The following is a 13,850-nucleotide window of genomic DNA, read 5'->3' on the forward strand; positions in this document are numbered from 1 at the left end:
GACATGACTACATGAGGAGAATTAAAAATGGCAAAATATCCAGAATTGATTTCAAATTTTTTGAAGTTTGTGAAGATTAATAGTCGCTCAAACCCCAAATCCAGAACCATTCCGTCTTCGAAACGTGAAACAGCATTCTTGAATATGTTAAAGGACCTATTATCAGATATGGGCCTAACCGATGTACACACCAACGAACAAAGTGCGTATGTCTTTGCGACATTGCCTTCAAATCTTGATAAAAAAGTTCCTACAGTCGGTTTTATTTCACATATTGATACGGCAGATTTTAATTCCGAAAACATTGATCCGCAAATTATTGAGAACTATGATGGTCAATCGATTATCTCGCTTGATAAGGACGGAGAATTTAAACTGGATCCTAAGGTTTTTCCAAGTTTGAAAAAGTACAAGGGTGATACATTAATTACAACTGACGGTTCAACGCTATTAGGTGCTGATGACAAAGCCGGAGTTGCGGAAATCATTTCTGCAATCGCTTATTTACAGTCGAACCCTGAAATTAAACACGGCACAATTAAAGTTGCTTTTGGTCCGGATGAGGAAATCGGAACCGGGGCAGATCATTTTGATGTGAACGATTTCGGCGCCGATTTTGCTTATACGGTTGATGGCGGCCCATTGGGTGACCTAAACTACGAGACTTTTAACGCTGCCGAAGCAACCGTTTCAATCAAGGGGACCGATGTTCATCCGGCCGAAGCTAAGGGTGTCATGGTTAATGCAATTCAAGTAGGAATGGACTTTCACGCAGCATTACCAGAATACGATCGTCCCGAAAAGACCGTTGAACGACAGGGATTCTATCATATCTATGATTTTCAAGGAAGCGTTGATCATACCAACATGGCTTATATCATTCGAGACCATGATCGGGACCGTTTTGAGGCTCGTAAAAGGTTATTTGAAGGCATTGCTGATCAGATGAACAAAGAATTCAGTGAAAAGCGAATTAGCGTTGAGATAAAAGATCAGTATTACAATATGGGTGAAATTATTTCCAAAGATCCGACGGTTATCGAAGTCGCTGAACAGGCTATGAAAAATGTTGATGTTAAACCACATATTTTCCCTGTTCGTGGTGGTACCGACGGCTCAAAGATTTCTTATATGGGATTACCAACTCCAAATATCTTTGCCGGCGGTGAAAATATGCATGGTCGTTTTGAATATGTTTCTGAGCAGACGATGGAAAAAGCGACGGATGTTATTATTGAAATCGCTAGATTGTATGCTCAAAAATAATTGGTCAAAAAAGGTCAAATTATTGTTAACCAGTTATAAAATTTGATAACATACTTGTAGGCGGTTTGAAAAGAAAACTTTTTCTTTCTAACCGCCTTTAATGGATGGAACTAAATTAAGATAAAAAAATAAGGTGATCATTTAAATGAATCCAGATAATTTAACAGAAGCAGTTACGCAAGCGATTTCTCAGTCTCAACAAATTGCCGTTACTCGAAAACAACAAAATATTACGGTTGCCCACCTGTTTAAGTTCTTGGTCCAACCCGGTGAATTGGCTCGTCAAATATACTCAGAACTGGGACTGAACCTAAAAGATTTAGGTAAGGAACTCGATACCGAAATTGACCAGATTGCAACGGTTGAGGGCAGTAATATCAGTTATGGACAATCTTTATCGTCAAATTTGTATGAGTTATTACAAGATGCAGAACAGGTTAAAAATGAGTTTGGTGACTCGTATATTGCGGTTGACACCCTAACAATTGCTGTTATGCAGCTTCACGGTGATAATTTTACCGACTATTTAATCAAACAAGATATAACAGAACAAAAAGTTAGAAACGTTGTCGAGAAGATCCGTGGTGGCGAGAAAGTAACCTCCAAAAACCAGGAAGATAATTATCAATCTCTTGAAAAATACGGGACCGACTTGGTTAAGGCTGCTCGAGATAATAAGTTGGGACCGATTATTGGTCGGGATGAAGAAATTCTTGATGTGATTCGAATTCTGTCAAGAAAGACCAAAAATAATCCAGTACTGATTGGGGCACCGGGTGTTGGAAAAACCGCCGTTGTCGAAGGATTGGCACTCCGAATTGCCTCCAATGATGTGCCGGAAAACCTTAAAAACAAGACGATTTTCCAGTTGGATATGGGGTCCCTGATTGCGGGTGCAAAGTACCGTGGTGAATTTGAAGAGCGACTTCAAGCCGTTTTAAAGGAAGTTAAAAAAGCTGAGGGTCAAATCATCATGTTCATTGATGAAATTCATAACATCGTCGGGGCAGGTAAAGCCGAAGGATCGATGGATGCCGGCAATATTCTAAAACCCATGTTGGCCCGAGGAGAACTCCATTTAATCGGTGCGACAACGATTGATGAATACCGAAAGTACATGGAAAAAGATAAGGCCCTGGAGCGTCGTTTCCAACGGGTATTGGTTCATGAACCATCAGTTGAAGATACAATTACGATTTTGCGTGGCCTATCCGAGGGCCTGGAGATCCACCATGGCGTTCGAATCCACGATAATGCCCTGGTAGCCGCTGCTAAACTTTCCGATCGATATATTACTGATCGAAATTTACCGGATAAGGCAATTGATCTTGTAGATGAAGCATCTGCTGAAATTCGGGTCGAAATGAATTCCAGTCCGACAGCGCTTGATCAATCTAATCGTCAACTCATGCGCCTTGAAGTCGAAGAGGCTGCTTTAAAGCAGGAAACCGATGAAGCTTCCAAGAAACGCCTAAAGGAAGTTCAAGAAGAACTTGCCAACATTAAGGAAAAAGTCAATGGTTTAAATGCACGCTGGAAGCAGGAAAAAGACGCCATTCAAAAGATTGGTGATAAAAAGAAACAACTTGATCAGGCAAGAAATGACCTGAAACAGGCTGAAAACGATTACGATCTTAATAAAGCTGCTGTTCTTCAACACGGTACAATTCCACAATTGGAAGCCGACCTGAAAAAAATGGAAGAAAATGATCAACATGCCGACTGGTTGGTAAGTGAATCGGTTACGGCTGACGAAATTGCAAAAGTGGTCAGTCGGGAAACCGGTATTCCTGTGACAAAATTGGTCGAGGGCGAACGCCAAAAGCTCCTTCATTTAGCTGACAATCTGCACAAACGGGTGATTGGTCAAAATGAAGCCGTAACTGCCGTTTCCGATGCCGTCATTCGTTCACGAGCCGGTTTACAGGATCCCAGTCGACCGCTTGGCTCATTCCTATTTCTGGGGCCAACCGGAGTGGGTAAAACTGAACTCGCTAAAGCCCTGGCGGAAGATTTATTTGATTCTGAAAATCATATGGTTCGAATTGATATGTCCGAGTATATGGAAAAAGAATCGGTTTCACGATTAGTGGGTGCAGCTCCCGGTTATGTTGGCTACGAAGAAGGCGGCCAGTTAACCGAAGCAGTTCGTCGTAATCCTTACACCATTGTGCTATTTGATGAAATTGAAAAGGCTCACCCGGATGTCTTTAATATTTTGCTCCAAGTATTGGATGATGGCCGTCTGACTGATAGTCAGGGACGAACCATTGATTTTAAAAACACCATTTTAATTATGACTTCCAATTTAGGGTCGGACATTCTATTGGAAGGAACCGATGAGAATGGTATTATTTCTGATAATGCCAAGAAACAGGTCGATCAACTACTCAAAGCATCATTCAAACCTGAATTTTTAAATAGAATTGACGATGTTATCATGTTTAAGCCGTTGTCTCGAACTGATATTGAAAAAATCGTACAAAAATTAATTGATCAGCTTTCTGTGCGAACAAAGGCGCAGGATATTAAGCTTTCAATTTCAGATCAGGCTAAACAATGGATTGCTAAGAATGGGTATGAACCGCAATATGGCGCGCGTCCTCTTCAGCGTTATGTAACCAACGTTGTTGAAACCCCTCTTGCAAAGATGATCGTTGGTGGTCAGGTTAAACCACATAGCATCATTCATATCAATTTGGAAAACGATGCTTTGTCCTTTGTCCCTGAGCAGGTAACTGCCACGCAAGTGTAAGGTGGGATATCTTTGTCAAAAGAATATCGGATTCCAACGAATAATCATACAGAACTTGCGGTTACCGTTTTTTCTACGACTCATCCGGTAGGTGTTGTTCAAGTTATTCATGGTGCTTTGGAACATCAATCCCGTTATTTTGATTTTGCGGCTTATTTAAATCAGCAGGGCTTTATTGTTCTAACTTCAGATAATCGTGGCCATGGCAGATCTGTATCAAAGGATGATCCTTTGGGTGTCATGTTCAGCTGGCAGCAATTAGTTAACGATCAGGTCTGTTTAAGTCACTTTATTAAGCGGCAATATCCTGGGCTACCGCTGTTTTTGTTCGGTCACTCGTTTGGATCGATTCTCGGCCGATTATATCTTCAAAAACATGATCAACTATTAAATGGTCTGATTTTGACTGGGACTGCCAATTACATCCCAATGGTACGTATCGGGCTTCTTTTGGGAGCCGGTTATACGCGCTTACATCTTGAAAATCGTTATTCTAAGTTATTATCAAGGCTTTCGGGATTGACACCTGGTGATCATTCTTGGCTAAGTTACAATCTTGAAAATGTTCAGCGGGTATCCAATGACCCGGATATGATAGATCAATATCCTGTATTAAGTTTAATGACGCTGTGGCAGGGCGACTACGAGCTTAAGCAGGTTACTCATTTCCATTGCCAAAGGCCCGGATTACCGATCATTTCTATTACGGGGGATCACGATAAATTTAGTGGTGGCAGTCATGGATTAACAGACACAATTAAGACATTACACAAAATTGGTTATTCAAATGTAAAAAATAAAGTCATGCCCCATATGAAGCATGAAGTTTTACAAGAAGTTGATCACCAAAAAGTATATGAACAAATTAATGCCTTTTTATACGAACACATTTAATCAAGCGGGATGACTTATTTTTGACTTTAATTTGAAATCAGTCATCGTAAAAAAAGTGAGGCTGGGCAACGTTTACGTTTGTCCCAGTCTCACTTTTTATTAATTATCGAGAATTATTTGGAAAATGATCCTTTGCTGATAAGGTAAATACCGTTTGTTGCACAAAAGCCAACAATAGCGGCCGTGATACCAATTTGCATAGGGTTGTATGGTAAAACCTCAAGTTGATTGGCAATGTAACCGATGATTTCACCAAAGATCAATGCCCAAAAAATGACGACAAGATTTGAAGCAATAAGTTTCATAGTCTTAGGCCTCCTGACAATCAATGGTATTTTAGCATATTTCCTAAGAAAAATCACTGTGAATTTACATTTAGAATTTAGTAATGAGACCTAATTGTTTGGTATAATTTGGTAGAAAGAAGGGAATTCAATTGACGTACGTACCATTACAAGTCATTAGCTCATATAGTTTACTTCAAAGTCCGATTCGGATCTCTGAATTGGTCACAGAAGCCAAAAAGCGTGGATATAAAGCACTTGCGATGACAGATATTAATGTCATGTATGGCGCTGTTGAGTTCTATGATACATGCATCGACGCTGGTATTCAGCCAATTATTGGACTGACGCTGAACCTTCCCGGCGTAATGCTGTCTGAAAACAATTATTCGATTCTTTTATTGGCCAAAAATCAAACGGGGTATCAAAACCTTTTAAAAATATCAACGTTAAAAAGTTCTGGTGAAACCGATGTAATGATTGATCAACTCAATGGCCGACTGGATGGACTATATGTCATTTTGCCGCCGTTTGCGGAAATTAACGATTTACTGCTTCAGGGGAAATCAGCAGATATTTCCGAATTGATTTCTAAGTTAATGGATCTTGGCCTTACAAAGCAAGATCTTAAGTTTGGCGTGGACTACCATTCTTCTGATACTTTAATCGATATGCTCAGCAAAGTAGCGGCTGACAATCAAGTCCAGTTGATTGCGGATGCGCCGGTTCAATACTTGAATGCCGAAGATTATTTTCCAATGCAGGTTTTAAAAGCCATTGCTGCCGGTACTAAGATTTCCAATGTTGCCGAACTTAGCCAACAGGTTGGTCCTTATTTTCTCCGGCCCCAAGATCAAATGGAAAAAGAATATCAACGACTCCATTTAAATGCGGCTCTTCAAGCCATCGATGAGGTTGTTTCCAATTGTCATGTCGAAATTAAAAAAAAGCAGCCGAAATTGCCACAATTCGAGACCCCCAACGATATGGAACCTGGTCAATATTTACGGCAGCTATGTGAAAAGGGGCTTTCTAAGCGACTGGAAGCGGCTCATATTTCCGATGATGCACCTTATCGCCATCGGCTTGACAGAGAATTATCAGTGATTCATTCAATGGGATTTGATGATTACTTTTTAATTGTTTGGGATGTTATTAATTTTGCTCATCAAGCCAGGATTATAACCGGACCGGGTCGGGGATCGGCTGCCGGGTCACTTGTTGCCTATACGTTATTTATTACCGACGTTGATCCCATTAAGTACGAGCTGCTCTTTGAACGCTTTTTAAATCCCGAGAGAGTTCAAATGCCCGATATTGATTTGGACATTCCAGATGACAAACGTGATGACGTCATTCAATATGTTCACCAAAAGTACGGTCATCAACGGGTTGCACAAATCATTACTTTTGGCACCTTGGCTGCCAAACAGGCAACCAGAGATGTTGGCCGTGTTTTTGGACTCAACCCAAATCAACAGGATGTGTGGAGCAAAGCTATTCCCAGTGCTTTTCACGTAACATTGGCCGATGCCTATCATAACTCTCAACAGTTAAAAAACCTGGTTGCCGACAGCGACTTGAATAAATCACTTTTTAAAACAGCTCAAGTGTTGGAAGGCTTGCCGAGACACTATTCAACACACGCAGCCGGATTGGTGCTAAGTGATAATTTATTGGTTGATCTTGTTCCCCTTCAGGATGGAAATGACGGGCTTTTAATGACGCAATATTCCAAAGACTATGTTGAATCTGTCGGTCTGCTAAAAATTGATTTTCTGGGACTTCGCAATTTAACAATTTTGGCTGATGCACTGGCAGAAATTAAACAGGCAACGGGGCAAAAAATCAACATTTCTCAAATTCCTTTAGATGACAAGAAAACGTTGAAACTGTTTGCGAACGGCGAGACAACAGGCGTTTTCCAATTCGAATCATCCGGCATCAGAAGTGTTTTACGCAGACTACATCCAGAACAGTTCGAAGATGTCGCGTTGGTTAATGCGCTTTACCGACCGGGTCCAATGGAAAACATTGACGAGGTTGTCAAACGAAAATCACATCAGGAAGCTTTAACCTATCCGGATCAGTCACTCAAAGACATTTTAAAATCAACGTATGGCGTCATTGTTTATCAAGAGCAGGTCATGCTGGTCGCTTCAAAAATGGCTGGATTTTCACTCGGACAAGCCGATATTTTACGACGCGCAATGAGCAAAAAGAAGTTAAAAGTGATGGATCGAATGAAGAGTCTATTTTTAACCGGCGCCGAAAAAAGGGGACATCCAAAACAAGTGGCCGAGAAAGTATTTGATTATATTGAAAAATTCGCCAATTATGGATTCAATAAATCCCATGCGGTTGCTTACAGCAAAATGGCCTATGAACTTGCTTATCTTAAAGTCTATTTTCCGGGCGAGTTTCACGTTGCTTTATTAAATTCTGTTCAAAATAGTTCGGTCAAAATGAAAGAGTATTTATCAGATGCCAAATCAATGGGAGTTAAAGTAGTGGCGCCGGATATCAACAAAAGCCGGGCTGATTTTTCATACCAGGATCAGCAAATTGTTTTTGGGTTGGCTTCGATTAAAGGGGTTCGCCACGACATGGTACAGGATATTTTAAATGATCGTGACCAAAACGGTCGCTATAAATCCTTTCCTAATCTGCTTGCGCGGCTTTCAGACAAGTACCGCAAGCCGGACTTAATTAATGCGTTGATTTATTCAGGTGCGCTTGACGGCTTTTCATACAACCGTTCTGAATTAATCTCAGCAGCCCCTGAATTCATCAGCTCAATTCAACTAAGTGGCGATTCCATGAGTTTATTCAAGGCACTGGAACCCACCGTGCCGAGAAAGCCCGAGATGCCTTTGATGCAACGCCTTGAAAAGGAAAACGATTATTTGGGTGCATACCTGTCCGGACACCCTGTTGAGCGTTTTACAGCCCTTAGAAAACGACTGGATGCAAAACTGACCAATCAGTTAGTCGTCGGAATGAACCAGGTCGTCTTAATTTTATATATAACCAAAGTTAAAATTATCAGAACCAAGACCGGCAAGCAAATGGCCTTTTTTGATGGCAGCGATGAAGTTGGCGAGATGTCGGTCACGGTTTTCCCGAATTTATTTATTAAAATTCAATCTTGGCTTCATAAAGACATGGTGGTTGCCATTCGCGGCAAAGTCGAAAAAAACAACACCATTCAAATGGTTGCAGAGACGATTCAGCCTGCCGATAATCTTTCTCGGAAATCTGCAGGGGTTAAAAAGCAGCCTCATTGGTACTTGCGAATTGATCCATCCCATGATAAAAATCAAATTTTTCACAAACTAACCGAATTGTCCGCTCAGTATCGGGGCTCGGTATCCCTCGTTGTCCATGAAAGTGCTTCAGAGAAAACATGGATTCTTGGGAATAATTTTAATTTACAACAAGGTGATCAAATTAAAGATAAATTAATCACAATTTTTGGTCAAAATAATGTTGTTTATAAGTAATTTTTTGATTGAATATTTACTTTTCGTAAAGGCTTACATTGTCGTTAGAACCGTCTTTTAGGCTTTTGTGGGTAGTTAACAAAGTTGTTATTGTCCAAAATATTCGACGACATAACTCGAAAAAAGTGATAAAATACGGTTTGGAATCTAAAAGGGAACCCCAATATTTAATTGGTCTATATCCTGTTAAAAATTGTGGTGTCCAAAAAACCGAAGGAGAGATTTTACTTATGAAGAAAACTAAGATCGTAAGTACATTGGGACCAGCCAGTACCGATGTTGATACCATCGTTAAATTAATTGAAGCTGGGGCTAATGTTTTCCGATTTAACTTTTCACATGGTGACCATCCAGAACACTTGGATCGTTTAAACAAGGTTCACGAAGCTGAAAAGAAGACAGGCAAAACTGTCGGAATCATGCTCGATACTAAAGGTGCCGAAATTCGTACTACTGTTCAAAAAGATGGCAAAATCGAATATCACACCGGCGATGTTTTCCGTATTTCAATGGATGACAGCCTTGAGGGTGTTAAAGACAAGATTGCCGTAACATACACGGGCCTCTATGATGATGTCCATGAAGGTGGTCATGTTCTTTTTGATGATGGTTTATTGGACACTGTTGTTACTAAAAAAGATGACGCTAATAAGGAATTAGTTGTAACTGTTCAAAACGATGGTGTTCTTGGTTCACGTAAGGGTGTTAACGCACCTGGCGTTTCAATCAACCTTCCAGGAATTACTGAAAAAGATTCAGACGATATTCGTTTCGGTTTGGATCATGATATTGACTTCATTTCTGCTTCATTCGTTCGTAAAGCACAAGATGTTTTGGATATCCGTGCCTTACTTGAAGAAAAGCACATGGAACATGTTCAAATCTTCCCAAAGATCGAATCACAAGAAGGTATCAACAACTTTGATGATATTATTAAAGTTGCTGATGGCTTAATGGTTGCTCGTGGTGACATGGGTGTTGAAATTCCAGCCGAAAACGTTCCGTTGGTTCAAAAGACTTTGATCAAGAAGTGCAACCAACTAGGCAAGCCAGTTATTACGGCTACCCAAATGCTTGATTCAATGCAGGAAAACCCACGTCCTACACGTGCAGAAGCTTCAGATGTTGCCAATGCCGTTTTTGATGGTACTGATGCAACAATGCTTTCAGGTGAAAGTGCTAACGGTGAGTATCCTGTACAATCAGTTCAAACAATGGCGCGCATTGATGTTAAAGCTGAAAATGCTTTTAGCGAATTTGGTACACCACGTCCAACATTTGATGCCAGTGATGTCACTGAATCAATTGGTGATTCAGTTGCTCGTGTTGCAAAAGAATTGGGCATTCATACAATTGTTGCTGCAACCCGTTCAGGTTACACTGCTCGTATGATTTCCAAATATCATCCAGATGCAGACATCTTAGCATTAACCTTTGACGAACGTACTCGTCGTGGTTTGATGGTTAACTGGGGTGTTCACCCAATCTTGGTTGACGAAGTTAAGAGCAGTGACGAGATTTTTGAACTTGCTGCTAAAAAGGCGCTCGAAACTGGGTTAGCCAAGGAAGGCGATTTAATTATCGTTACTGCCGGTGTTCCAGTTGGTGAAAGCGGCACAACCAATTTGATGAGAATTCAATTGATCGGTTCAAAGCTTGTTCAAGGCCAAGGTGTTGGTGACAAGACTGTTATTGGTAAAGCTGTTGTTGCAAAAGATGCAGCTGATGCCAAGAGCAAAGTAACCGAAGGCAGCATCTTGATTGCAAAGTCAACTGACAAAGATTATCTTCCAGCAATTGAAAAGGCAAGTGCCGTTGTTGTTGAAAGTGGCGGCTTGACTTCACACGCTGCTGTAGTTGGTATTTCGATGGGTATCCCTGTTATCGTGGGTGCCACTGGTGCAACTACTAAGATTTCAGATGGTGAATTAATTACAGTTGATTCTCATCGTGGTGTCATTTATCACGGTGCTTCAAGCTCACTATAAACAGACGGCTTGAATGTAATTAAATAACGTATAATGGGAGACTGGACAGAAGTGATTTTGCCCAGTCTCTTTTTACGCACCTTATTATGCAGATTGATGGATCTTCTACTTAGTAACCGCATTTCTTCTTCAGTCGAATTTTATTGTTAAAGCGTGTAGAATGAGTAAAGAGATTCAAGAACGGAGATTAACATGGATAAAAATTTAATGGCCCAAGTGTTAAAGGGCATACTAACCGATGAAAATGATCGCTATTATTTTGTTCAGATTGAGGGCGAAACTTTTCAATTAGACAAAGCTGAAATTAAGAAACCGTTTAAGATTGGCGCTGAATTTACCGGCTTTACGTATGAGAATGAGCAACATAGAATGCAAATTACACGGCAAATCCCTAAGATTAGAAGGGATCATTATGCATTCGGAACGGTTGTAAAGGGGAAATTTGGACTAGGTGTTTTTGTTAACATTGGATTACCTAATAAAGACGTTGTCGTCTCGGTTGATGATCTTCCAACTGTTAGCAAACTATGGCCCCGCGAAGGTGACAAGCTGCTCATATCGCTCACAGTTGACAATAAGGCCCGTATCTGGGGACATCTGGCTGATGAAGAGATCTTTGAAACGATTGCAAGGCCGGTGAAAGAACGCCTTCAAAACAAAAATATTAAAGCCCGGGCATATCGATTAAAACTGTCAGGAACCAGACTGTTAACGGATGATTATCACTTGGCCTTTCTTCACCCAAGTGAACGATTGGAAGAACCAAGACTGGGAGAAGAAGTAGAAGCCAGAGTTATTGGTACCCTGAGGGATGATTCAATTAATATTTCAACTCGTCCAAGAGCCTATCAAGAAATCGGTGAGGATGCTGAAATGATTCTGGCAGCTCTGGATCATACCGAATCGAAACAACTTGCCTTTAGTGATAAAAGTGCTCCTGAAGATATTAAAGATTATTTTGGCATCAGTAAAGGCGCTTTCAAACGGGCGCTTGGTCATTTACTAAAGGAAAACTTGATCTCTCAAGAGGATGGCCATATTACATTAAAGAAACAGGAAGATTAAAATGGACAATCAACTTGCTGATTATTTACACTTTCTTCGAGTTGAACGTGGGCTTTCTGAAAACACAATTAAAGGTTATCAACAAGACCTATCCGAAGCCATCCATTTTTTTCAAAAAACAACCAAGGATATTTCAAAAGTCGATCAATTTTTGATATTAAATTATTTGGAAAATTTACAGCAAGAAAAAAAATCTCGAAACACGGTTATCAGAACCGTTTCAAGTTTACGAAACTTTTTTCGCTACTTAGCCCAATTTGGCGTTGTCCCAGATGATCCAATGTTGAAAGTAGATTCTCCCAAGCAGTCTAAAACGCTGCCGGATGTATTATCGGTTAGCGAAGTCAATAAACTGTTGTCGATGCCGAATGTATCAAAGCCTCTTGGTGTCCGGGACCGGGCAATGCTTGAGACACTTTATGCGACCGGGTTGAGAGTCAGCGAACTTGTTAACCTACGGCTGGTTGATCTTCATCTTCCAATGAAACTGATTCAGACGGTCGGAAAGGGTGATCGTGAACGGATTATTCCGATTGGTGACGTTGCCATTGATTGGATTACGCAATATTTAAAGACAACACGAATTGATCTTTTAAGAAAAAGAACCAATACGGATTTTGTCTTTTTAAATGCTCATGGCAGACGTTTAACCCGTCAGGCAATTTGGCAAATGATTAAAAAATATGTTAAATTAGCAGGAATCAAACGGCATGTTACTCCGCATACGCTCCGACATTCATTTGCCACCCATTTATTGGAAAACGGGGCGGACTTGAGGATTGTTCAAGAATTGTTGGGTCACGCAGATATTTCTACGACTCAAATATATACCCATATTTCGCACAAACATTTGACCGAAGTTTATCAAAAATTCCATCCTCGAGCTTAGTCAGTGAGGTGATATAATGTTATATCAATATCGAAAAGATTATCAAAAAATTACGATGGGACTGTTTTCTTTAGTTTCCGATCTGCAAAACATGGATTTGGTTTCTCAAGAGATGACTTGGTATGCCGATAAAAGCGACCGAATGATCTATTTGTGGAAGGATCGTCACAATAACTGGTCCGGCTTGGTTGGAATCGAAGTCGAAAATGATCAGTTGCTGATTCATCGATTAATTTTGGCGCCACCAAGCCGAAACCAAGAGAATTATAGTCGCCTGTTGGATGAGCTTCAGTCCCTATACCCAAAGGAAAAAATCATCGGCGGTTTTGAAACCAAGGAAATCTGTGCCAAATGGGAGCAATCAAAGGATCATGAACGTATCTGATAAAGAACCAGAATTACATTTAAATGATTTTGATGGGCCATTGGAAGTCCTGCTTCACTTAATCCAAGAGTCCAAAATGGACATTTATGACATTCCAATTGCAGAGATAACCAAGCAGTACATGGATTATATTTATGATGCACAGCAGCTCAATTTGGATATAGTTGGTGATTTTTTTGTTATGGCTGCCAAATTGATGGTCATTAAATCAAAGATGTTGTTACCAACAGTTGTTGATGAAGCCACTGATGAGGTGGAAGAAGATCCACGTGAAGATCTGGTTAATCAACTGATTAATTACAAACGGTATAAACTAATCGCAGGTAAACTAAAGGGTTACGAAAATAAACGTCGTCAAAGTTTTACCCGTTCGGAACTGGCCGTTTCAGCTTCGAAAGAAACATTAACGGTGCCTTCACCTTTTGATAAAGGCGATATTATGGCCAGTTACGTGGACGCTTTAAAACACTTTCGTTATAACCAACCATTGTCAACAACTGTTCATGAGTGGCAATTTACAATTGAAAGCCAAACAGCGTTAGTTCGCCAGCTATTGGATTGTCGAACTGAACAGATTTCTTTTAATCATGTTATTCAACATTCCACCAAGCCTGAAGAAATTGTTACCGATTTTTTAGCTATTTTGGAAATGGCTAAGTATAACGAAGTTCGTCTCAAACAGAAAAATCGCCATGAAACAATTGAAATTAGAAAGGGGCCTGCATATGGCAGTAAGTAATTTAGCAAAGATTGAAGCACTTTTATATGCTTCCGGAGATGAGGGCATTAATCTCCGCCAAATTGCTTTACGAACAGGTCTT

10 protein-coding genes are annotated in these 13,850 nt (G+C 40.3%); 9 read left to right on the forward strand and 1 reads right to left on the reverse strand.

All coding sequences use genetic code 11. The features are described from left to right. The first annotated feature begins 27 nt into the window (after positions 1-27). The 3 genes from pepT to HMPREF0519_RS05435 all read left to right on the forward strand — a co-directional run bounded on the left by pepT (position 28) and on the right by HMPREF0519_RS05435 (position 4,915). On the forward strand, positions 28-1,266 hold the full coding sequence (gene pepT, locus HMPREF0519_RS05425) for a peptidase T (protein WP_004561458.1): 1,239 nt from the start codon (positions 28-30) through the stop codon (positions 1,264-1,266). A 145-nt stretch (positions 1,267-1,411) separates the two neighbouring features. After that, on the forward strand, positions 1,412-4,021 hold the full coding sequence (gene clpB / locus HMPREF0519_RS05430) for an ATP-dependent chaperone ClpB (protein ID WP_004561459.1): 2,610 nt from the start codon (positions 1,412-1,414) through the stop codon (positions 4,019-4,021). A 12-nt stretch (positions 4,022-4,033) separates the two neighbouring features. After that, positions 4,034-4,915 carry an alpha/beta fold hydrolase gene (locus tag HMPREF0519_RS05435; protein WP_004561460.1) on the forward strand — a complete coding sequence of 294 codons (882 nt, stop codon included), beginning with the start codon at positions 4,034-4,036 and terminating at the stop codon, positions 4,913-4,915. A 113-nt stretch (positions 4,916-5,028) separates the two neighbouring features. On the opposite strand, the gene HMPREF0519_RS05440 is transcribed toward HMPREF0519_RS05435, so the two are convergent. Beyond that, positions 5,029-5,220 (reverse strand): YjzD family protein, encoded by a 192-nt coding sequence (locus HMPREF0519_RS05440; RefSeq protein ID WP_187117458.1) that lies wholly within the window; start codon positions 5,218-5,220, stop codon positions 5,029-5,031. A 131-nt stretch (positions 5,221-5,351) separates the two neighbouring features. Here HMPREF0519_RS05440 and dnaE point away from each other — a divergent pair, with 131 nt between their 5' ends. The 6 genes from dnaE to HMPREF0519_RS05470 all read left to right on the forward strand — a co-directional run bounded on the left by dnaE (position 5,352) and on the right by HMPREF0519_RS05470 (position 13,768). After that, the gene (dnaE, locus tag HMPREF0519_RS05445) at positions 5,352-8,702 is read left to right on the forward strand and encodes a DNA polymerase III subunit alpha (protein WP_081447197.1); all 3,351 of its coding nucleotides are present in this window, start codon (positions 5,352-5,354) and stop codon (positions 8,700-8,702) included. 230 nt (positions 8,703-8,932) lie between these two features. Continuing rightward, complete coding sequence (gene pyk, locus HMPREF0519_RS05450) at positions 8,933-10,690, forward strand: pyruvate kinase (protein WP_040472723.1); 1,758 nt, start codon at positions 8,933-8,935, stop codon at positions 10,688-10,690. 192 nt (positions 10,691-10,882) lie between these two features. Next, on the forward strand, positions 10,883-11,755 hold the full coding sequence (locus HMPREF0519_RS05455; protein WP_003553911.1) for a CvfB family protein: 873 nt from the start codon (positions 10,883-10,885) through the stop codon (positions 11,753-11,755). A 1-nt stretch (position 11,756) separates the two neighbouring features. Further along, the gene (xerD, locus tag HMPREF0519_RS05460) at positions 11,757-12,644 is read left to right on the forward strand and encodes a site-specific tyrosine recombinase XerD (protein ID WP_004561463.1); all 888 of its coding nucleotides are present in this window, start codon (positions 11,757-11,759) and stop codon (positions 12,642-12,644) included. A 16-nt stretch (positions 12,645-12,660) separates the two neighbouring features. Continuing rightward, complete coding sequence (locus HMPREF0519_RS05465; protein ID WP_003553915.1) at positions 12,661-13,029, forward strand: hypothetical protein; 369 nt, start codon at positions 12,661-12,663, stop codon at positions 13,027-13,029. Then, positions 13,016-13,768: a segregation and condensation protein A gene (locus tag HMPREF0519_RS05470; protein ID WP_003560355.1), complete on the forward strand. Its 753-nt coding sequence runs from the start codon at positions 13,016-13,018 to the stop codon at positions 13,766-13,768. Before HMPREF0519_RS05465 ends, HMPREF0519_RS05470 begins: the two co-directional genes overlap by 14 nt. Positions 13,769-13,850: the final 82 nt, after the last annotated feature.

This window comes from Lentilactobacillus hilgardii DSM 20176 = ATCC 8290 (assembly GCF_000159315.1).
Classification (GTDB): domain Bacteria; phylum Bacillota; class Bacilli; order Lactobacillales; family Lactobacillaceae; genus Lentilactobacillus; species Lentilactobacillus hilgardii.

Bases quoted from the DNA above. Each gene is read 5' to 3' on its own strand.
- pepT (WP_004561458.1), top strand. From the start codon at position 28: ATGGCAAAATATCCAGAATTGATTTCAAATTTTTTGAAGTTTGTGAAG.
- clpB (WP_004561459.1), top strand. From the start codon at position 1,412: ATGAATCCAGATAATTTAACAGAAGCAGTTACGCAAGCGATTTCTCAG.
- HMPREF0519_RS05440 (WP_187117458.1), bottom strand. From the start codon at position 5,220: ATGAAACTTATTGCTTCAAATCTTGTCGTCATTTTTTGGGCATTGATC.
- pyk (WP_040472723.1), top strand. From the start codon at position 8,933: ATGAAGAAAACTAAGATCGTAAGTACATTGGGACCAGCCAGTACCGAT.
- HMPREF0519_RS05455 (WP_003553911.1), top strand. From the start codon at position 10,883: ATGGATAAAAATTTAATGGCCCAAGTGTTAAAGGGCATACTAACCGAT.
- xerD (WP_004561463.1), top strand. From the start codon at position 11,757: ATGGACAATCAACTTGCTGATTATTTACACTTTCTTCGAGTTGAACGT.
- HMPREF0519_RS05465 (WP_003553915.1), top strand. From the start codon at position 12,661: ATGTTATATCAATATCGAAAAGATTATCAAAAAATTACGATGGGACTG.
- HMPREF0519_RS05470 (WP_003560355.1), top strand. From the start codon at position 13,016: ATGAACGTATCTGATAAAGAACCAGAATTACATTTAAATGATTTTGAT.